Origin of the sequence: Inhella sp., from assembly GCF_041912635.1 — a bacterium.
In the GTDB taxonomy this organism is placed as follows: Bacteria; Pseudomonadota; Gammaproteobacteria; order Burkholderiales; family Burkholderiaceae_C; genus Inhella.
The window spans coordinates 170,897-189,558 of the sequence record NZ_JAYRMO010000004.1; the positions used below are offsets into that span (position 1 = coordinate 170,897).

General features: G+C 68.1%; 21 protein-coding genes. 16 read left to right on the top strand and 5 right to left on the bottom strand.

Annotation, left to right across the window (positions count from 1 at the left end; translation table 11 throughout):
* The first annotated feature begins 33 nt into the window (after positions 1-33).
* Genes metG through ACE3QP_RS03810 form a run of 4 tightly spaced genes read left to right on the top strand, consistent with a single transcriptional unit; the run spans position 34 to position 4,845 of the window.
* Positions 34-2,079 carry a methionine--tRNA ligase gene (gene metG, locus ACE3QP_RS03795; RefSeq protein WP_374433660.1) on the top strand — a complete coding sequence of 682 codons (2,046 nt, stop codon included), beginning with the start codon at positions 34-36 and terminating at the stop codon, positions 2,077-2,079.
* Positions 2,080-2,129: 50 nt separating this feature from the next.
* A complete protein-coding gene (locus ACE3QP_RS03800) occupies positions 2,130-3,794 on the top strand; it encodes a SulP family inorganic anion transporter (RefSeq protein WP_374433662.1) in 1,665 nt (554 codons plus the stop codon).
* Between the two features lie 8 nt (positions 3,795-3,802).
* Positions 3,803-4,003 carry a DUF3460 family protein gene (locus ACE3QP_RS03805; RefSeq protein WP_198109456.1) on the top strand — a complete coding sequence of 67 codons (201 nt, stop codon included), beginning with the start codon at positions 3,803-3,805 and terminating at the stop codon, positions 4,001-4,003.
* Positions 4,000-4,845: a ScpA family protein gene (locus ACE3QP_RS03810; RefSeq protein WP_374433663.1), complete on the top strand. Its 846-nt coding sequence runs from the start codon at positions 4,000-4,002 to the stop codon at positions 4,843-4,845. Before ACE3QP_RS03805 ends, ACE3QP_RS03810 begins: the two co-directional genes overlap by 4 nt.
* On the opposite strand, the gene ACE3QP_RS03815 is transcribed toward ACE3QP_RS03810, so the two are convergent.
* Both ACE3QP_RS03815 and ACE3QP_RS03820 read right to left on the bottom strand, forming a co-directional pair.
* Positions 4,839-5,507, bottom strand: a complete 669-nt coding sequence (locus ACE3QP_RS03815; protein WP_374433664.1) for a response regulator — start codon at positions 5,505-5,507, stop codon at positions 4,839-4,841. The genes ACE3QP_RS03810 and ACE3QP_RS03815 overlap by 7 nt on opposite strands.
* A 5-nt stretch (positions 5,508-5,512) precedes the next feature.
* Entirely contained in the window at positions 5,513-6,136 is a 624-nt protein-coding gene (locus ACE3QP_RS03820; protein WP_374433666.1) for an AAA family ATPase, read from the bottom strand.
* A 59-nt stretch (positions 6,137-6,195) separates the two neighbouring features.
* On the opposite strand from ACE3QP_RS03820, the gene ACE3QP_RS03825 reads away from it, so the two are divergent.
* Positions 6,196-6,627: a DUF1841 family protein gene (locus tag ACE3QP_RS03825; protein WP_374433668.1), complete on the top strand. Its 432-nt coding sequence runs from the start codon at positions 6,196-6,198 to the stop codon at positions 6,625-6,627.
* Here the strand turns inward: ACE3QP_RS03825 and ACE3QP_RS03830 are convergent.
* From ACE3QP_RS03830 to flgA, 3 genes are all read right to left on the bottom strand, one after another.
* Positions 6,617-6,997 carry a hypothetical protein gene (locus ACE3QP_RS03830; RefSeq protein ID WP_198109461.1) on the bottom strand — a complete coding sequence of 127 codons (381 nt, stop codon included), beginning with the start codon at positions 6,995-6,997 and terminating at the stop codon, positions 6,617-6,619. The genes ACE3QP_RS03825 and ACE3QP_RS03830 overlap by 11 nt on opposite strands.
* A 55-nt stretch (positions 6,998-7,052) precedes the next feature.
* Positions 7,053-7,418, bottom strand: a complete 366-nt coding sequence (gene flgM / locus ACE3QP_RS03835) for a flagellar biosynthesis anti-sigma factor FlgM (RefSeq protein ID WP_374433670.1) — start codon at positions 7,416-7,418, stop codon at positions 7,053-7,055.
* Between the two features lie 96 nt (positions 7,419-7,514).
* Positions 7,515-8,201 (bottom strand): flagellar basal body P-ring formation chaperone FlgA, encoded by a 687-nt coding sequence (flgA, locus tag ACE3QP_RS03840; protein ID WP_374433672.1) that lies wholly within the window; start codon positions 8,199-8,201, stop codon positions 7,515-7,517.
* A gap of 145 nt (positions 8,202-8,346) precedes the next feature.
* Between flgA and flgB the strand changes: the two genes are divergently transcribed.
* The 11 genes from flgB to flgL form a co-directional block, all read left to right on the top strand.
* Positions 8,347-8,742, top strand: a complete 396-nt coding sequence (gene flgB / locus ACE3QP_RS03845; RefSeq protein ID WP_374433673.1) for a flagellar basal body rod protein FlgB — start codon at positions 8,347-8,349, stop codon at positions 8,740-8,742.
* Positions 8,743-8,753: 11 nt separating this feature from the next.
* Entirely contained in the window at positions 8,754-9,182 is a 429-nt protein-coding gene (gene flgC, locus ACE3QP_RS03850) for a flagellar basal body rod protein FlgC (protein WP_374433675.1), read from the top strand.
* Between the two features lie 11 nt (positions 9,183-9,193).
* Positions 9,194-9,832 (top strand): flagellar hook assembly protein FlgD, encoded by a 639-nt coding sequence (locus ACE3QP_RS03855; protein WP_374433676.1) that lies wholly within the window; start codon positions 9,194-9,196, stop codon positions 9,830-9,832.
* A 9-nt stretch (positions 9,833-9,841) separates the two neighbouring features.
* Positions 9,842-11,218, top strand: a complete 1,377-nt coding sequence (gene flgE, locus ACE3QP_RS03860) for a flagellar hook protein FlgE (protein WP_374433678.1) — start codon at positions 9,842-9,844, stop codon at positions 11,216-11,218.
* Positions 11,219-11,223: 5 nt separating this feature from the next.
* The gene (gene flgF / locus ACE3QP_RS03865; protein ID WP_374433680.1) at positions 11,224-11,946 is read left to right on the top strand and encodes a flagellar basal-body rod protein FlgF; all 723 of its coding nucleotides are present in this window, start codon (positions 11,224-11,226) and stop codon (positions 11,944-11,946) included.
* A gap of 10 nt (positions 11,947-11,956) precedes the next feature.
* Complete coding sequence (gene flgG, locus ACE3QP_RS03870; protein WP_374433682.1) at positions 11,957-12,739, top strand: flagellar basal-body rod protein FlgG; 783 nt, start codon at positions 11,957-11,959, stop codon at positions 12,737-12,739.
* A 9-nt stretch (positions 12,740-12,748) separates the two neighbouring features.
* Positions 12,749-13,414 carry a flagellar basal body L-ring protein FlgH gene (locus ACE3QP_RS03875; protein ID WP_374433684.1) on the top strand — a complete coding sequence of 222 codons (666 nt, stop codon included), beginning with the start codon at positions 12,749-12,751 and terminating at the stop codon, positions 13,412-13,414.
* A gap of 46 nt (positions 13,415-13,460) precedes the next feature.
* Positions 13,461-14,555 carry a flagellar basal body P-ring protein FlgI gene (locus tag ACE3QP_RS03880; RefSeq protein WP_374433685.1) on the top strand — a complete coding sequence of 365 codons (1,095 nt, stop codon included), beginning with the start codon at positions 13,461-13,463 and terminating at the stop codon, positions 14,553-14,555.
* Positions 14,552-15,418 carry a flagellar assembly peptidoglycan hydrolase FlgJ gene (gene flgJ, locus ACE3QP_RS03885; protein WP_374433687.1) on the top strand — a complete coding sequence of 289 codons (867 nt, stop codon included), beginning with the start codon at positions 14,552-14,554 and terminating at the stop codon, positions 15,416-15,418. The genes ACE3QP_RS03880 and flgJ overlap by 4 nt, the downstream gene beginning before the upstream one ends.
* Before the next feature lie 42 nt (positions 15,419-15,460).
* A complete protein-coding gene (flgK, locus tag ACE3QP_RS03890) occupies positions 15,461-17,491 on the top strand; it encodes a flagellar hook-associated protein FlgK (RefSeq protein WP_374433689.1) in 2,031 nt (676 codons plus the stop codon).
* A gap of 5 nt (positions 17,492-17,496) precedes the next feature.
* The coding region (gene flgL / locus ACE3QP_RS03895; RefSeq protein ID WP_374433691.1) for a flagellar hook-associated protein FlgL at positions 17,497-18,662 on the top strand (1,166 nt) is incomplete at its 3' end.

The following is an 18,662-nucleotide window of genomic DNA, read 5'->3' on the forward strand; positions in this document are numbered from 1 at the left end:
CGCCCCCTGCCTGATTCCTGTGAGCCGCCCGACATGACGCGCCGCCAGCTCTTCGTCACCACCGCCCTGCCCTACGCCAACGCGAACTTCCATATCGGGCACATCATGGAGTACACGCAGGCCGACATCTGGGTGCGCTTCCAGCGCCTGCAGGGCCACGAGGTGCACTTCGTCTGCGCCGACGACGCGCACGGCGCGCCAATCATGATCGCGGCCGAAAAGGCCGGCATCACGCCGCAGGCCTTCGTGGCCAACATCGCCGCCGGCCGCAAGCCCTACCTCGACGGCTTCCACATCGCCTTCGACCACTGGCACAGCACCGACGCCCCCGAGAACCACGCCCTCAGCCAGGACGTCTACCGCAAGCTGCGCGCCGCCGGCCTGATTGAGGTGCGTGCCATCGAGCAGTTCTTCGACCCCGCCAAGGGCATGTTCCTGCCCGACCGCTTCATCAAGGGCGAGTGCCCGAAGTGCGGTGCCAAGGACCAGTACGGTGATTCCTGCGAGAGCTGCGGCGCGGTCTATGCGCCCACCGAGGTCAGGAACCCCTATTCGGTGCTGAGCGGCGCCACCCCGGTGCTGAAGACCAGCGACCACCACTTCTTCAAGCTCAGCGACGCGCGCTGCAAGGACTTCCTGCAGGCCTGGACGCACGAGGAAGGCCGCCTGCAGCCCGAGGTGCTGAACAAGATCAAGGAGTGGTTCACCACCGATGAAGAGGGTAAGGGTGGCCTGGGCGACTGGGACATCAGCCGCGATGCGCCCTACTTCGGCATTGAGATCCCCGACGCCCCGGGCAAGTACTTTTACGTCTGGCTGGACGCACCCATCGGCTACCTGGCCTCGCTGTACGCCTGGTTCGCCAAGCAGGGCAAGGACGTCGAGGCCTTCCTGGCCGACCCGAAGACCGAGCAGGTGCACTTCATCGGCAAGGACATCACCTACTTCCACACCTTGTTCTGGCCGGCCATGCTGCATTTCAGCGGCCGCAAGACGCCCGATCGCGTCTACGTGCACGGCTTCCTGACCGTGAACGCCGAGAAGATGAGCAAGAGCCGCGGCACCGGCATCGACCCGCTGCGCTACCTGGAGGTCGGCCTGGATGCCGAGTGGCTGCGCTACTACCTGGCCGCCAAGCTGAACCCGCGCGTCGAAGACCTGGACTTCAACCCCGAGGACTTCATCGCTCGGGTGAACTCCGACCTGGTGGGCAAGTACATCAACATCGCCAGCCGCGCCGCCGGCTTCATCGCCAAGCGCTTCGAGGGCCGGCTGTGCGCCGACCTGGGTGCCGACGGCGAGGCCGTGATTGCCCAGCTGCAGGCTGCAGCGGCAGGCCTGGCCGAGCAGTACGACGGCCGCGAGTTCGGCAAGGCCCTGCGCGAAATCATGGCCCTGGCCGACCGCGTGAACGAATACGTGGACGCCCACAAGCCCTGGGAGTTGGCCAAGCAGGCCGAAAAGCAGCTGGAACTGCACCAGGCCTGCTCGACCTGCATCGAAGCCTTCCGCCTGCTGACGCTCTACCTGAAGCCGGTGCTGCCCGCCCTGGCCGCGAAGGTGGAGAGCTTCCTGCAAATCGCCCCGATGGACTGGGCCGCCGCTGGCCAGCGCCTGGGCGCAGTCCCGATCGGCGCCTTCCAGCACCTGATGCAGCGCGTCACGGTGGAACAGCTCGAAGCCCTGTTCACCAAGCACGCGCCGCCCGCTCCCATCCCGGGTGGCGAGCCCATCGCGGCGGAAATCACCATCGACGACTTCGTCAAGCCGGACCTGCGCATCGCCAAGATCGTCAAGGCCGAGCGCGTCGAAGGCTCGACCAAGCTGCTGCGCCTGACCCTGGACGCCGGCGAGGGCCGCACCCGCAATGTCTTCAGCGGCATTGCGGGCGCCTACAAGCCCGAGGACCTGGAAGGCAAGCTGACCGTGCTGGTGGCCAACCTGGCGCCACGCAAGATGAAGTTCGGCGTCAGCGAGGGCATGGTGCTGGCCGCCAGCCACGCGGATGAAAAGGCGGTGCCGGGTGTGTTTGTGCTCGAACCCCACGCCGGCGCGCAGCCGGGCATGCGGGTGCGCTGAACCCACAGGCCGTCAGCCTGACGCAAGGGCGGGTCTGACACACTGAGGCCATGGCCCTGCACCGCTTCCACCCCCGCGCGCTGGACACCTGGCGCCAGGCGGGCTGGCGGGATGTGGGGGCCGGCCTCACCGTCGGCGTGGTGGCTCTTCCGCTGGCCATGGCCTTTGCCATCGCCAGCGGGCTCAAGCCCGAGGCGGGCCTCGTCACCGCCATCGCCGCGGGTTTCCTGGTCGCGCTGCTGGGGGGCTCGAACGTCCAGATCGGCGGGCCAGCCGGCGCCTTCATCGTCGTCGTCTACGGCATCGTCGAGCGCCATGGCCTGGGCGGCCTGCTGCTTTCCACGCTGATGGCCGGCGGCCTGCTGTTCCTGATGGGCCTGTTCCGCCTGGGTGTGCTGGTGCGCTATGTGCCGGTCACCATCGTCATCGGCTTCACCAACGGCATCGCCGTGCTGATCGCGCTCTCGCAGCTGCGCGACCTGTTCGGCCTGCAGATCCCAGGCAAGCTGCCGGCGGACTTCTTTGCGCAGATCGGTGTGCTCAGTCAGCATGCCGGTAGCTGGAACCCGTATGCGCTGGCGCTGGGCCTGATGTGCCTGGGCATCCTGTTCCTGTGGCCCCGTCTGTTCGGTGAACGCACGCCGCTACCCGAGGGCCTGCGCCGCGCCAAGGCGCTGCGCTCCATCTCGCGTGTGCCCGGCCCCATCGTCGCCCTGCTCTCGCTCAGCGTTCTGGCCGCCCTGCTGGGCTGGCCGGTGGAAACCATCGGCAGCCGCTTTGGCAGCATCCCCAGCCAGCTGCCGATGCCGCAATGGCCCAGCCTGGCCTGGACGGACGCCAAGCAGCTCGTCACCCCCACGCTGACGATCGCGCTGCTGGGTGCGATCGAATCCCTGCTCTGCGCCCGCGTGGCCGACAACCTGGCCCCCGAGCTGCCGCGCCACGACCCCAACCAGGAGCTGATGGCCCAGGGGGTGGCGAACATGGTGAGCCCGCTGCTGGGCGGCATGCCGGCCACCGGCACGATTGCGCGCACCGTCACCAATGTGCGCGCCGGCGGCCGCACGCCGCTGGCGGGCAGCGTGCATGCGTTCACCGTGCTGGCGGTGATGCTGCTGGCCGCCCCGCTGGCCCTGCATGTGCCGCTGGCGGTGCTGGCCGGCATCCTGCTGTTCGTGGCCTGGAACATGGGCGAGTGGCATGAGTTCGCACGCCTGCGCCATTTCTCGGTGCAGTACCGCACCGTGCTGGTGGGCACTTTCGTGCTGACCGTGGTGTTTGATCTGACGGTGGCGGTGGAGATCGGCCTGCTGCTGGCCTGCGCCTTCTTCATCTATCGCATGGGCACGCTGTTTCGCGTGAGCCCGCTGGCCGACAACCCGCTGCCGGCCGGCGTGCAGGCCTTCGAGCTCTACGGCTCGCTGTTTTTCGGCGCGGTGGGCAAGGTCGAAGGCCTGGCCGAGCAGGTGGCGGCCGGCACCCGCGCCGTGGTGCTGGACCTGCACCGCCTGGTGCAGCTGGACACCTCCGGCCTGGACTCGCTGCGCCAGCTGCACCGCGCGCTGCAGCGCCGCGAGGTGGCCCTGGTGCTGGCCGATGTGAACGAACAGCCGCTTTCCTTGATCCGGCGCAGCGGTTTCGAGGCCGAGCTGGGCGCCGCCAACATCGTGCCCAAGCTGGCCGACTCTAAAATCGCCGGTTCCCCGGAATCCTGAGATCAGCCATGCCCTTCTTCTGGAAGCCCTACACCTCGGACGTCACCCAGATGATCCAGGAGCTCAAGGCCAAGAAGCCGACCCTGGAAGCCGAACAGCGCGCCGGCCGCGGCCTGCTGTGGGACAAGAACCTGGACCGCCGCCAGCAGGCCGAGTTCCAGGCCGCCAAAGTCCCTCAGCAGCCCTACGTTTACCAAAACAAGGCTTGAGCGCCGATCCGGTCGAGCTGGAGGCCACGCCCGAGGTCGTTGACCACGTGGCGGTGGCCACCCTGTATGGGGAGCCGCTGTTCCAGCTGCCGCAGGATCTCTACATCCCGCCCGACGCGCTGGAAGTCTTCCTGGAAGCCTTCCAGGGCCCGCTGGATCTGCTGCTGTACCTGATCCGCAAGCAGAACTTCAACATCTTCGACATCCCGCTGGCGGACGTGACCGCGCAGTACCTGGGGTACGTCGAACAGATCCGCACGCACAACCTCGAACTCGCCGCCGAGTACCTGCTGATGGCGGCGCTGCTCATCGAGATCAAGAGCCGCATGCTGCTGCCGGTGCGGCCGCGCGATGACGGCGTCGAGGCCGAAGACCCGCGTGCCGAGCTGGTACGCCGCCTGCTGGAGTACGAGCGCATCAAGCTGGGCGCGCTGAAGCTGGACGAGCTGCCGCTGCTGGGCCGTGACTTCTGGCGCCCCCAGGTGCAGGCCGATTTCAGCGCCGAGCCGCGTTACGAAGACGTGCGGCCGGAAGACCTGGCTCAGGCCTGGCGCGAGCTGCTGGCGCGCGCCAAGCTGCACCAGCACCACAAGATTACGCGCGAGCAGCTTTCGGTACGCGAACACATGGGCATCCTGCTGCGCCGCCTGCAGGGCCAGCGCTACCTGGGCTTCGAAGACCTGTTCGAGCCCGTGCGCGGGCCCCAGGTGCTGGTGGTGACCTTCATTGCCATGCTGGAGCTGACCCGCGAGGGCCTGCTGGAACTGACCCAGGCCGAGGCCTTTGCGCCGATCTACGTGCGCCTGGGCAACCGCCAGGCCGAGGCGGAAGCGGCCTACTGATTCGTCTGACCCATCTGGCTGACCGCCAACACCGCCTGCGTGCGGGTGCGCACGCCCAGGGCGCGGAAGATGGCCTGTACATGGTCCTTCACGGTGTCGGCCGAAATGCCCAACTCATTGGCGATCAGCTTGTTGGGCTTGCCCAGCAGCAGGCCGTGCAGCACGTCTTGCTGGCGTGGGGTGATGGACAGTTTGTCCAACGCCTGCGGGCGCGGTGGCGGCGGGGCCGTCAGCGCCGCCTGGCCCGGCGCGGGCGGCGGCGGCACGCCGTTCATGCGCATCGAGGGGATGTAGATGCCCCCACTCACCACCAGCTCCAGCGCTTCCTTCATCAGCGCCGGCTCAATGGTCTTGGGGATATAGGCCATGGCGCCCTGGTCGATGGCGCGGATCACATCGCTCATCGAGTCGGAGGCCGACATCACCGCCACCGGCAGCTCGGGGTGGGCCTCGCGCAGTTCGTCCAGGAAGGCGAAGCCATCCTCCTCATGCAGTTGCAGGTCCAGCAGGACCAGCTCGAAGCCATGGCCGGGCTGCAGCGCGGCACGCGCGGCCGCGATGCTCAGCACCGGCTGCAGGCGCACGGCAGGCTGGAAGTCAGCCAGCAGGGCCTGCAGGGCGAGGTGGATCAGCGGGTGGTCGTCAATCAGCAGCAGCTGCATGGCCATCAGTTCAGGTCGAGCCACTCCAGCAGGGGCTGCCATTGCTCCAGGTCGCGCTCGACCCGGCTGGGCGCCACATCCCAGAGCGTCAGGCCGCGGGCGGCGAGGTGGATGTAATTTTGCGTGTCGCGCAGAACCGCAACGGGCGACAAACCGGCGGTGGCCAAGAAAGTCTGCACCTGCTGGCTGGACTGCGTGCCTTCCTTGTTGCGCATCACCACCAGGCCGATACGCGGCGCCTGAGCGCGCTTGCCGGCCAGTTTTTCCAGCTGGCGCACGAAAGGCAGGCTGGCCTGGGCGTCAAAGGGGCTGGGCTGCAGGGGCACCAGGATGTGCCGCGCCACCGCCACCGCCTGCTCCAGCGCCTTGCCATGCAGGCCGGCCGGGGTGTCCAGCACCAGATGCTGGGCGCCCTTGGGGCTGCGCAGCTTGTCGCCATCGGCTTCCCAGCCCTCGATATCCGGCAGACCTTCAGGGCGCTGTTCCAGCCAGTGACGGGCGGACTGCTGGGTGTCCGTGTCGCCCAACATCACGCGCCGGCCCTGGCGCGCCAGGTAACCGGCCAGGTTGCTGGCCAAGGTGCTCTTGCCCACACCGCCCTTGGAATTGGCCACCACGATCACGCCCATGCCCAAGCTCCCACGAGTTGCCACCAAGTGCCATGGTAGGGCCAGGGACAATGCCGGCCATGTACACGCCTTCCCAACTCGACGTGCGGCGCTTCTTCTGCGCCACCTACCGCCAATGGCAGGCCGGTGCCGCGCTGGACCCGATGCAGAAGCTGGCCCAGCCTTGGGTGGCCGAGCACCCGGAGTACTTTGCCGAGCTCGCCGACGAAGCCACGGCGCTGGCGCTGGAGTACCGGGTGGAAGACGGCCAGACCAACCCCTTCCTGCACCTGGCCATGCACCTTTCCATCAGCGAGCAGGTGTCGATCGACCAGCCCTCGGGCATCCGGCAGGCGCTGGAGCTGCTGGCGGCGCGCCTGGGCTCACTGCACGAAGCCCACCATGTGGCTATGGAGGCGCTGGGGGAAATGATCTGGACCAGCCAGCGCAGCGGCCTGCCACCCGATGGGCACGCCTACCTGGAGGCGGTGCGCCGGGCGGCTACGCGCTGACGCTGTCGCCGCTGCTGCGGCGCTTGAGGGAACGACCGGACTCGCCGTACAGGCCGAGGGTCTCGGCCGGCATCAGGGCATCGATGGCGCGATCAAAGGCGGCGGTAGCGCGCGACAGGCTGACGCGTTCGGCCGCCAGCTGGGCGCCGGCCTGGGCCAGGCGCTGGCGCGCCTCGGGCTGCAGCTGGCCACGGCGCGCCTGCTCCAGCGCGGCGGCCATCAGGCGCTGCACGGCCAGGCTGTGGCGCTCCAGCGCGTCGGTGTCGCGTTGGGCCAGGGCCTCATGCACGCCGGCCAGGGCCGCCTCCAGCTCGGTCAGCAGTTCAACCGGGCTGGGGGCGCGGGGAATGGGGAAGGAGTTGCGTTGCATGGCGGGGCACAGGCTAGGGAGCGTCCGGGCCCGCCAGGGGCGGCAGCGCGGGCGCTCAGGTTTCGGAAGACTTGCGGCTGCTCAGCAGCTCACGGGTGTTGGCGATCAGGCGGTCGGCCACGGCTTCGGCATCGACCTGGAAACGACCCTCCTCGATGTCGCGCGAGAGGCGCTCGACCTTGGCGGTGTCAAAACTGTCCTGGTCGTCACTGCCCTTGAGCAGCTGCACGGCGCTGCTGGACAGCGCCACCTGGGCACTGGCCGGCGGGTTGGCGTTGACGGGTTCAGGCCGCGCACCGGTCTGGTTCGGCTGCACCGCCGGAGCGGCAGCGCGACCGGCCTGCGGGGACAACTCGGGGCGTGCCGAGCGTTCCTGGGCCGGCTGTTGCACCGGGCGATTGGGGTTGTTGCCGATTTCCATGACTGAGCTCCACTTCCTAGATCCCGGGCCCGCATGCCCAGGTCTTGGGGACTACTTCGGCCCCGGGAGCAGCAACTTTAGGGGGATTTGTAGGGCTCACCAGGCCAACTCCACTTCATTGGGGCCCACGGCCTGCCCCAAAACGGTGCGTCCGTTGTCCAGCCGCACCCGCACGGGCTGGCCGTCCAGGCCCGGCGCCATGGCCTGACCCTCGGCCTTGACGGCGAAACCGCTGCCGGCCAGGCGCAGTTGCACCGGCGCGCCGGCAGCAAACCAGAGGCGCTGGCGCAGATGCGATTGGCGCAGAGCCTCGCCGGCTTCGAGCGGACGGGCCAGCACCCGACCCAGCGGCGCTTCGGCTTGGGCGAGCGCGGGCGAGGCCTCGGCGCTGAGCTCCACCCGGCGGCGCTCCAGATGGGTCGCCTCCAGCGTGACGCCGGCGGTCAGGGCCTGCGTGGCGGCCCAGGCGGGGGCGAACACCCGCACCTGCACCGGCACGCTGATGGACCAGCGCACCGCGCCCGCCACGCAGCGCAGGCCGATGCGGCTGCGGCCCCACAGGCTCTGTCCGGCCGGCACGAAGGCCTGCACCTGCTCGCAGGGCGCCAGGCGCAAGCGTGGGTCGGGCGCGCCCAGCTGCACCTGCAGCTCGGCATGCGGCGGCAGCGCGGCTCGGGCGGCCTGTTCGGTCAGCTGCTGCAGCTCCTGCTGCCACTGCGGCGCCAGCGCGGCCACTGCGGGCAGGGCCAGCATCCACAGCAAGGGCAGCAGAGCGAACTTCATGCCGCCGCACTCTAGGCAGGGACGCCGCCCTCCAGGGCCGGAAATGGGGGTGAGTGACCGGCCTTTTCCGGCTCAAGTTCGGCCACCCCCTGCCCAGAATGAGCGCCATCGCCCATCAAGGGTTTTCGCGCTGACCGGAGGCGCCATGTTGGATCGGCTCACCACCGGACTTGAATTCCAGACCCAGGCCCTGCTGCTGCGTGCCGAGCGCCAGCGCATGCTGGCCGGCAACATCGCCAACGCCGATACCCCCGGCTACCAGGCACGCGACTTCGACTTCGCCAGCGCCCTGCGCAATGCGACCAGCGCCGCCCAGCAGGCTGAAGGCCAGGGTCAGCGCGCCAGCCCCACCGAGCTGGCGCAGAGCACCGCGCGCTTTGCGCTGCAGGCCCAGACGAGCCTGGACAGCAATGGCGTGGACATGGACCGCGAACGCGCCGCCTTCGCCGACAACAGCCTGCGCTACGAGGCCACGCTGCGTTTCATCAACGGCAGCCTGCGCACGATCCAGGACGCCATGAAGTCGCACAACGCGGGCTGAGGAGTCTTGCCATGTCGATGTTTCAGATCTTCAACATCAGCGGCAGCGCCGTCTCGGCCAACAGCCAGCGCCTCAATGTGGTGGCCAGCAACCTGGCCAATGTGGACACGGTGGCCGGGCCGGATGGCAGCGTCTACAAGGCGCGCCAGGTGGTGTTCCAGACCCATCTGGTGGGCGCGCGCGATGGCCAAACGCCGCCCGACGCCGCCGCCGCCGGCGTCAAGGTCACCACCATCACCGAAGACAACACGCCGGGCCGGCGTGTGCACGACCCCAAGCACCCCAAGGCGGATGCCCAGGGCTATGTGACGTACTCGAACGTCAACAGCGTGGAGGAGATGGTGAACATGATTGCCGCCTCACGCTCCTACCAAAACAACGTCGAGGTCATGAACACCGCCAAGGTGCTGCTGCAGAAGACCCTGCAGCTGGGCCAATAAGGAGCTAGAGCATGGATGTCGGTGCCGTCATCAACCCGCCCACCCCCAAGGAAAAGGCGGCCACGAGCAAGTCCCAGGAGAACCAGGACCGCTTCCTGACCCTGCTGGTCGCGCAGATGAAGAACCAGGACCCGATGAACCCGATGGAGAACGCGCAGCTGACCACGCAGATCGCGCAGATCCAGACGGTCACAGGCGTCGAGAACCTGAACACCAATATCGAGAAGCTGGTCGCGCAGACCCAGCAGGCCCAGGCCTTCCAGGGCGTGGCCATGGTGGGCCACGACGTCACGCTGGAAGGCAGCCGCCTGGCCATCAAGAGCGACGGCGCCGAGGGCAGCTTCAAGCTCGAGGGCCCCGCCGACCAGGTGCGCGTGCACATCACCACCGCCGCCGGCACGGTGATCGACACCGTGGACCTGGGCGCCGCGGGCAGCGGCACCCACAGCTTCGGCTGGCCGCGTGCGGGCATCAACCCGAATGCCGAACTGCATTTCAAGGTGGAGGCGCTGCGCGGCAGCAAACCGGTGAGCGCCACCACCTACACCCGCGACACGGTCGTGGCCGTCACCACCCAGGGCGGCAAGCTGGGTTTCCAACTGGCCAGCGGCGCCACTGCCGGCGCCGACGCCATTCTTTCTGTTGACTGAGGAGCCACCATGGGCTTTCAACAAGGTCTCTCCGGCCTGAACGCTGCCAGCAAGAACCTGGACGTCATCGGCAACAACGTGGCGAACGCCAGCACGGTGGGCTTCAAGGCCTCACGGGCCGAGTTCTCCGACGTCTACGCCGCCGCGCTCAGCGGTGCCGGGGTGAACAACGTCGGCATCGGCGTGGGCCTGTCCGCGGTGGCGCAGCAGTTCACGCAGGGCAACATCACCACCACCGAGAACCCGCTGGACCTGGCCATCAATGGCCAGGGCTTCTTCCAGGTCTCGGACGGCGTGAACCCGCGCCTCTACACCCGCAATGGCCAGTTCAAGGTCAACCGCGAGGGCTTCATCGTCAACAACGACCAGCTGCGCCTGGTCGGCTACCCGGCCGACGGCACGGGCGTGATCCAGCCCGGCATCGCGCAACCGCTGCAGCTGCCGACCTCGGGCATCGAGGCCAACCAGACCACCGAGGTCAAGCTCGAACTGAACCTGGACTCGCGCCTGCCAAAAACCGGCACGGGCACCGGCATCATCCTCAACGACGCCACCACCTACAACAACGCCATCCCGCTCTCGGTCTTCAACGCCAAGGGCGATGAGATCGCGGTGACGATGTACTTCCAGAAGGGCGACCCGGTGGCCGACCCGGTGACCGGCCTGCTGGACAACGACCAGTGGCACATCTACGTGACCGCCGACGGCCGCGCCGTCACCACCACGGATGCCGACGCCGCGATCACGCCTGACGCCAACGGCAACCCCGACCTGCCTTGGACCACGGTGGTCTTCCCGCGCAATGGCGGCCTGCCGCGCATTCCGGACCCGACGGCCAGCCCGCCGGTGCTGCTGAACCTGCGCATTCCGGACCAGGTCGACCCCAACCCGCCCAACCAGATCCTGAAGCTCGGCATCGCCGACTTCACGAACGACAACGCCGCCACGCCGGTGGCCATCAACCTGCTGAACCTGACCGAGAACGGCTCGGCCTTCTCCGTCACCGATGTGTTCCAGGACGGCTACTCGCCCGGCCAGCTCAGCGGCATCCTGATCGAGGGCAACGGCATCGTCACGGCGCGCTACAGCAATGGCCAGACCAAGCCGGCCGGTCAGGTCGAACTGGCCAACTTCCGCAATGTGCAGGGCCTGCAACCCATGGGCGGCAACGTCTGGGCCAGCACCTTCGCCTCGGGCGACGCCATCCTGGGTGTCCCCGGCGTCGGCAACTTCGGCGCCCTGCAGGCCGGCGCGCTGGAAGACAGCAACACCGACCTGACGATCGAACTGGTGAACATGATCACCGCGCAGCGCGTCTACCAGGCCAACGCCCAGACCATCCGCACGCAGGACCAGGTGCTGCAGACCATCACGAATCTGAGGTGATCTGAATGGACCGGATGATCTACAACTCGATGGCTGGGGCCAAGGCGGCGATGCAGCGCCAGGAGGTGCTGGCGCACAACCTGGCCAACGTCACCACCACCGGTTTTCGCGCCGAGTTGCAGGCCTTCCGGGCCGTGCCGGTGCGCGGCGATGGCGCCAGCACCCGCGTCTACGCGCTGGAAACCACCATCGGCTACGACGACAAGGCCGGGCCGCTGCAGACCACGGCGCGCAATCTGGACGTCGCCGTCAAGGGCAAGAGCTGGCTGAGCGTGCAGGGCCTGGACGGCACCGAGGCCTACACCCGGGCCGGCGCGCTGGATGTGAATGCCGAGGGCCTGCTGGTGACGCGCGGCGGCCTACCCGTGCTGGGCGATGGCGGCCCGATCACCATCCCGCCCAATTCCGAGATCCAGATTGGCGAGGACGGCACCGTTTCCGCCAAGGGGGCCACCGGGCGCCCAGCCAATGTGGGCCGGCTCAAGCTCGTCACCCCCGAGGAACGCATGACGCGCGGCGAGGACGGCCTGTTTCGCACCGCCGATCCGCTGCCCGCCGACCCCAACGCGCGCCTGGAAGCCGGCGTGCTCGAAGGCTCCAACGTCAGTGCCGTCGAGACCATGGTGTCCATGATCTCGGCCGCGCGCCAGTTCGAGCAGCAAATGAAGCTGCTCAACATCGCACAGACGCAGGGCCAGGTCTCGGCCAAGCTCCTCTCTCCAACCTGAGGTACCAGCCATGATGCGCGCCCTCTGGATCGCCAAGACCGGCATGGAGGCCCAGCAGACCCAGCTGGACCACATCTCCAACAACCTGGCCAACGTTTCGACGAATGGCTACAAGCGTTCGCAGGCCCTGTTCGAGGACCTGATGTACCAGAACCTGCGCCAGGCCGGCGCGCCGGAAACCGAGCAGACGAACCTGCCCGCCGGTCTGCAGGTGGGCCTGGGCGTGCGCACCGCCGCCACCGGCCGCCAGTTCACGCAGGGCAATCTCTCGCAGAGCGGCAACAGCCTGGACATGGCCATCACCGGCAAGGGCTTCTTCCAGATCCAGCGGCCCGACGGCACCACCGCCTACACGCGTGACGGCAGCTTCAAGGTCGATGCGAATGGCCAGATCGTCACCAACAACGGCGACACCCTGCTGCCCGGCCTGACCGTGCCCGCCAATGCCCTCTCGGTCAGCATCGGTGCCGACGGCACGGTCTCCGTCACCCTGCCCGGCAACCCCACGCCGCAGGGCATCGGCCAGGTGCAGCTGGCCAACTTCATCAACCCCAACGGCCTGGACCCGCTGGGCGGCAACCTGTATGCCGAAACGGCGTCCAGCGGCGCGCCGCAGGTCGGTGCACCGGGCACGAACAACCTGGGCGGCGTGAAGCAGGGCTTCATCGAAAGCTCCAACGTCAATGTGGTGGAGGAGCTGGTGCAGATGATCCAGACCCAGCGCGCCTACGAGCTGAACTCCAAGGCGGTGCAGACCAGCGACCAGATGCTGCAGCGCCTCTCCCAGATCTGAGGTTTCATCATGAAGAAGCTCGCCCTGCTGCTGCTGCCCCTGGTCACCGGCTGTGCCGCCTGGCTGGATCCGCGCGTCGAGATGGACCCGCCGCCGGCGGTGCAGCTGCCCGATGTGCCGCCGCCGCAGGCCCGCAATGGCGCGATCTTCCATGCCGCCACCTACCGCCCGCTGTTCGAGGAACACCGCGCCCGCCTGGTGGGCGACACCTTGATGATCGCCATCACCGAGAAGATCAGCGCCTCGCAGTCGTCCAGCTCCGAGGCCGACCGCAGCGGCTCGCTCTCGGGCGAGGTCACGGCCATTCCGGGCATCAACCCCGCCAAGGCCCTGGCCCGCGCCACCGCCGGCGCCAGCAGTGCCAACAAGACCACCGGCAAGGGCGCCAATGCCAATAGCAATGAGTTCAGCGGCAGCGTCACCGCCGTCGTCCAGGCCGTGCTGCCCAATGGCCATCTGCTGATCAGCGCCGAGAAGCAGATCGGCGTGAACAACAACGTCGACGTGCTGCGCTTCTCCGGCCAGGTCGATCCGCGCTCCATCGGCGCTGGCAATGTGGTGTCTTCCACGGCCGTGGCCAATGTGCGCATCGAACAGCGTGGCAGGGGTCCGGCCGAGGGTTTGCATGGAATCGGCTGGCTTTCCCGGTTCTTCTTGAGTCTTTCGCCGACCTAAAGAACTTCAAGATTCGGTCGAGCCTCCCCTTCTTCCGCTCGACCCCATGAAGTCCCTCCTCACCGCCCTGCTGCTGATCGCCTTGGCCCTGCCCTCGCAGGCCACGCGCATCAAGGAAGTGGCCGCCGTCGCCGGCGTGCGCTCCAACCCGCTGACGGGCTACGGCTTGGTGGTGGGCCTGGATGGCACCGGCGACCAGACCACCCAGTCGCCCTTCACCAACCAGAGCCTGACGGCGATGCTGCAGCAGTTCGGCATCACGCTGCCGCCGGGCGTCACGGCCAGCCCGCGCAACATCGCCGCGGTGGTCGTCACCACCCAGCTGCCCGCCTTTGCGCAGCCCGGCCAGCAGCTGGACGTGACGGTGGCCTCGATCGGCAATGCCAAATCCCTGCGCGGCGGCACGCTGATCACCACGCCGCTCAAAGGCGCCGATGGCCAGATCTACGCGCTGGCGCAGGGCAATCTGATCGTCGGCGGCGCAGGGGCCTCGGCCGGCGGCTCCAAGGTGCAGATCAACCACCTCTCCGCCGGTCGCGTGCCGGCCGGCGCCACCGTGGAACGTGCCGTGCCCACGCCACTGAACCAGGGCGCCTTCATCCAACTGGATCTGAACAGCGTGGACTTCGCCACCGCCCGCGCGGTGGCCGGGGCCATCAACAAGGCCAAGGGCGAGGGCACGGCCCAGGCCATGGACGGCCGCGTGATCCGCGTCAAGGCGCCGCTGAACCCGGACGAGCGCGTCGGCTTCCTGGCCGACATCGAGAACCTGCCCTTCGACCTGGCCACCCCGGCCGCGCGCATCGTCATCAATGCGCGCACCGGCTCGGTGGTGATGAACCAGGCTGTCACGCTGGGCCCCTGCGCCGTGGCGCACGGCAACCTGAGCGTGACGATTGCCAGCACGCCCCAGGTCAGCCAGCCCGGGCCGCTCTCGGGCGGCCAGACCGTGGTCACCGAAAAAGTGGACATCACGCTCAAGCAGGAGCCCGGTCCGCTCGTCCAGATGCCCGCCAGCGCCAAGCTGGCCGACGTGGTCAAGGCCCTGTCCGCCCTGGGCGCCACGCCGGGCGATTTGCTCGCCATCCTGCAGGCCATGAAGTCGGCCGGCGCCTTGCAGGCGGAGCTGGAGGTGATATGACCCTCAACGCTGCGAGCTTTGCCCTCGATACGCAAAGCACCGATGCGCTGCGCGCCCAGGCGGCGCGCGACCCCAAATCGGCCACCAAGGCGGCGGCCAAGCAGTTCGAAGCCTTGTTCATGAACGAGGTGATGAAGCGCATGCGCGCCGCCACACTCGAATCGGGCCTGATGGAGAACCGCCTCAGCCAGATCGGTACCGAGATGCTGGACCAGCAGTTCGCCACCCAGATGACCGGCCTGCCCGGCGGGCTTTCGGCGGCGATCGAGCGCCAGCTCAGCCGCGGCCTGCCCAGCACGCCCAGCGATCCCCTGAGTAGCGGCGGTCTGGCCAAGCCGGTCGAGCCCCTGCCCGACCTGCCGAAGAAGAACGTGCCCGAGCATGTGGCCCGCTTCATCCAGCGCCATGGCGATGCCGCGCGCGCCGTGGCGCAGGAATCCGGCCTGCCGGCCGACTTCATGCTGGCGCAGGCCGCGCACGAAACCGGCTGGGGCCGCGCCCGCATGAGGGCGAGCGACGGCAGCGACGCGCACAACCTGTTCGGCATCAAGGCCGGCCCCGGCTGGACCGGCAAGGTGGCCGAAGTGACGACCACCGAGTACGTGAACGGCCAGGCCCGCAAGGTGGTGGCCAAGTTCCGCGCCTATGACAGCCCAGAAGAGAGCTTCCGCGACTACGCCAAACTGCTGACCGGCAACCAGCGCTACGCCCAGGCCGTGGCCAGCGCCCAGGCCGCGCCCGACAACGCCGCCGCCTTTGCCAAACACCTGCAGAAGGCCGGCTACGCCACCGACCCGGACTACGCCAACAAGCTGGCCCGCGTGATCAACACCACAGTTCGGGTGCAGCGCGCCCTTGCTTGAGGTTTCGGCCTGCCGATAACAGACTAGATCCGGAGTTTCCCCATGTCCCTGCTGCTCAACCTCGGCGCCCGCGCGATGAACGCCAGTCAGACGGTGATCAGCACGATCGGGCACAACATTGCCAACGCCAACACGCCGGGCTACTCGCGCCAGACGGCGGTGCTCAAGACTGCCACGCCGCAATTCACCGGCGCGGGGTTCCAGGGCAAGGGCGTGGCAGTGGACACCATCAACCGCGTCTACAACCGCTTCCTGACCCAGGAGGCCTATGGCTCGCGCGCCGCCGCCAGCGGCGACGAAGCCCTGCTGCTCAATCTGCAGCGCCTGGAAAAGGTGCTGCCCCCCGGCGAGGCCGGCCTGGGCAAGGCCATGAGCGACTTCCTGAACGCCATGGTGGACGTGGCCAGCCGCCCGGCCGACCCGGCCGCGCGCCAGGTGGTGCTGGGCCGCACCAAGGAAATGGCCACGCGCTTCAGCAGCGCCGGCGCCCAGCTCAATGACCTGCAGGCCGGCGTTTCCAGCGACCTGCGCGCCAATGTGCAAGTGGTGAACGCGCTGGCCAAGCAACTGGCCAACATGAACGGGCAGATCCAGCGCCTGAACGGCGGCGAGCACGACACCAATGACCTGCTGGACCAGCGCGACAACCTGATTTACGAGATCTCCAAGTACGTCACCGTCAGCACCCTGGAGGCCGAAGATGGCTCCATGGGCGTGTTCATCGGTGGCGGGCAGCGCCTGGTGCTCTCCAACCAAGCTGCTGAGCTGGTGGTGGAGCAGGACCCCTACGACTCCCAGCGTGTGCAACTGGCGCTGAAGGGCCCGACCAACACCCTGCCGCTGGATGCAGCGCTGCTCACGGGCGGGTCCATGTCCGCCCTGCTGAATTTCCAGAATCGCGATCTGCAGGACGCGCGCAACTACATCGGTCAGCTGGCCACCGCCCTCACGATGCGCGTCAACACCCAGCAGTCGCTGGGCCTGGACTTGTCCACCCCTTCAGGCGCCGGCGTGGCCCTGCTGGCAGTGGGCGCCGAGCGCGTGCTGCCCGCCACCACCAATGCGCGCGACATCGCCGGCAATTTCCTCAGCAACGTCACCATCACCCGCGTCGACCCCGACTTCCTGCAGGCCAGCAGCTACATCCTGAAGGGCGATCCGGCTCTCGCCGGCACCTACCTGCTGGTGCGCGAGAGCGATGGCTTCACCCAGTCGGTGGTTGACGGCCAGACCATTGACGGCTTCCGCATCGACTTCGACCCCCTGCTCGCCCCGCCCGGCCCGCTCGACACCTACCGCCTGGAGCCGGTGGCCAATGCCGCGCCCGACATGCGCCGCGTGCTGGACCTGCCGGCCGGCATCGCCGCGGCCAGCCCGGTGAGTGCCGTTACCACCATCACCAACCGGGGCTCGGCCACGCTGGACAGCATCTTTGCCGTCGACCCCGCCACCTTCACCCCAGCCAACTTCCCCGCACCGCCGGCCGCACCCACCACCGTGCGCTTCACCGTGCAAAACCCAGATGGGCGCGTGAACTACGAGATCACCGGACCGTTCGGCACCCTGGCCGGCATCTGGACGCCAGGACAGCCGATCGGCAACGAACCTGGCATCGCGCTGGGCTTCGAGATGCGCATCAACGGCGTGCCCAAGGGCGAGGACCTGGCCGCCACCCCCCCTTACCTGGGCGACACCATCACCCTGGTGCCCACGCCGTACCCCGCTCAGAACAACGGCAACGTCAAGGCCTTCATCGAGCTGCAGGGCGAGAGCTTCGTCGGCAAGCGTCTGAACCCGCTGACCGGCGACATCTCTGCTGGTGCCACGCTCAATGAGGCCTACAGCGCCGCCATGGGCGAGATTGGTTCGCGCGTGCAAGGCACTGAGTACTTGGCCGCCGTCTCTGACCAGGTGGCCCGCGATGCCGACGCCGCCAAGGCCGCCGAGGCCGGCGTGAACCTGGACGAGGAGGCCGCGCGAATGATGCAATACCAGCAGGCCTATCAGGCCGCTGCCAAGCTGCTGCAGGTGGCGCAGACGGTATTCGATGAACTGATCAACACCGTGAGGTAAGCGCCATGCGTGTTGCCACCGCCAATATGTACGACGCCACCATCAGCCAGCTGATGCGCCGGCAGATGGAAATGCAAACCACCCAGGTGCAGCTGACCTCGGGCAAGAAGGTCGCCGCCGCCAGCGACGACCCGACCGGCGCGGCGCGCGTGGAGCGTGCCCTGGCCTCGCTGGGCCGGGTGGAAGCCAACCAGCGCGCGCTCGAAGCCAGCCGCAACAGCATGCGCCTGGCGGAGTCGGCCCTGGCCGACGGCAGCGAGCTGCTGCAGCAGATCCGCGAGACCCTGGTGGCCGCCGGCAATGCCAGCTATGGCGATGCCGAACGGGTGGGCCTGGCCGCCAAGATCGAGGGCCTGCGCAACCAGCTGCTGTCGATCGCCAACCGGCCCGACGGCAGTGGCGGCTTCGTCTTCAGCGGCCAGGGCGCCAGCCAGCCGCCCTTCCTGGACGAGGCCGGCGGCGTGCGCTTCAACGGCCTGCCAGGCACCGTGATCACGGGCAATCTGGACGACTTTCCGCTCACGGTGGACGGCCGCCTGGCCTGGGAGCAGGCGCGCAGCGGCAATGGTTACTACGTCACCGCGCCGATGACGAACGCCATCACCGGCGGCCCCACGCGCGCCTGGATCGACCCCGGCCGCGTCACCGACCCCGCGCTGCTGACCGGCAACGACTACGAGATCCAGATCAACGGCACCTCCGGTCTGGCCCAGGCCACCATCACCAACATCACCACCGGAACCGTCACCACCGTGTTGCCCTACGAGATGGGCAAGACCCTCACCATCGACGGCATGGCCTTCACCATCAGCGGCCTGGTGCAGGACGGCGACCGCTTCTCGATCGGCGCCTCACAGAGCAATCTGCAGGTCTTCGACGTGCTGGACACCGCCGTGGCCGCGCTGCGCACGCCGGGCCGCAACGCCCAGCAGATCCAGCAGAGCAATGTGATCGCCCTGCGCGACCTGGACCAGAGCTTCCAGAACATGCAGAACGTGCGCAGCCTGGTGGGCGAACAGCTCAATCTGCTCGACGGCTCTGAGAACCGCCTGGCCGATCTGAAGCTCTACAACCAGAGCGAGCGCAGCGCCGCCGAAGACCTCGACATGACCGAGGCGATCTCGAAGTTCCAGGTGCAGCAGACCAGCTACGATGCAGCGCTCCGTTCCTA

Bases quoted from the DNA above. Each gene is read 5' to 3' on its own strand.
- flgJ (WP_374433687.1), top strand. From the start codon at position 14,552: ATGACCCTCAACGCTGCGAGCTTTGCCCTCGATACGCAAAGCACCGAT.
- ACE3QP_RS03855 (WP_374433676.1), top strand. From the start codon at position 9,194: ATGGATGTCGGTGCCGTCATCAACCCGCCCACCCCCAAGGAAAAGGCG.
- flgB (WP_374433673.1), top strand. From the start codon at position 8,347: ATGTTGGATCGGCTCACCACCGGACTTGAATTCCAGACCCAGGCCCTG.
- flgE (WP_374433678.1), top strand. From the start codon at position 9,842: ATGGGCTTTCAACAAGGTCTCTCCGGCCTGAACGCTGCCAGCAAGAAC.
- ACE3QP_RS03875 (WP_374433684.1), top strand. From the start codon at position 12,749: ATGAAGAAGCTCGCCCTGCTGCTGCTGCCCCTGGTCACCGGCTGTGCC.
- ACE3QP_RS03830 (WP_198109461.1), bottom strand. From the start codon at position 6,997: ATGCAACGCAACTCCTTCCCCATTCCCCGCGCCCCCAGCCCGGTTGAA.
- ACE3QP_RS03825 (WP_374433668.1), top strand. From the start codon at position 6,196: ATGTACACGCCTTCCCAACTCGACGTGCGGCGCTTCTTCTGCGCCACC.
- ACE3QP_RS03820 (WP_374433666.1), bottom strand. From the start codon at position 6,136: ATGGGCGTGATCGTGGTGGCCAATTCCAAGGGCGGTGTGGGCAAGAGC.
- flgF (WP_374433680.1), top strand. From the start codon at position 11,224: ATGGACCGGATGATCTACAACTCGATGGCTGGGGCCAAGGCGGCGATG.
- ACE3QP_RS03815 (WP_374433664.1), bottom strand. From the start codon at position 5,507: ATGCAGCTGCTGCTGATTGACGACCACCCGCTGATCCACCTCGCCCTG.
- flgM (WP_374433670.1), bottom strand. From the start codon at position 7,418: ATGGAAATCGGCAACAACCCCAATCGCCCGGTGCAACAGCCGGCCCAG.
- metG (WP_374433660.1), top strand. From the start codon at position 34: ATGACGCGCCGCCAGCTCTTCGTCACCACCGCCCTGCCCTACGCCAAC.
- ACE3QP_RS03805 (WP_198109456.1), top strand. From the start codon at position 3,803: ATGCCCTTCTTCTGGAAGCCCTACACCTCGGACGTCACCCAGATGATC.
- flgK (WP_374433689.1), top strand. From the start codon at position 15,461: ATGTCCCTGCTGCTCAACCTCGGCGCCCGCGCGATGAACGCCAGTCAG.
- flgA (WP_374433672.1), bottom strand. From the start codon at position 8,201: ATGAAGTTCGCTCTGCTGCCCTTGCTGTGGATGCTGGCCCTGCCCGCA.
- ACE3QP_RS03800 (WP_374433662.1), top strand. From the start codon at position 2,130: ATGGCCCTGCACCGCTTCCACCCCCGCGCGCTGGACACCTGGCGCCAG.
- flgG (WP_374433682.1), top strand. From the start codon at position 11,957: ATGATGCGCGCCCTCTGGATCGCCAAGACCGGCATGGAGGCCCAGCAG.
- flgC (WP_374433675.1), top strand. From the start codon at position 8,754: ATGTCGATGTTTCAGATCTTCAACATCAGCGGCAGCGCCGTCTCGGCC.
- ACE3QP_RS03880 (WP_374433685.1), top strand. From the start codon at position 13,461: ATGAAGTCCCTCCTCACCGCCCTGCTGCTGATCGCCTTGGCCCTGCCC.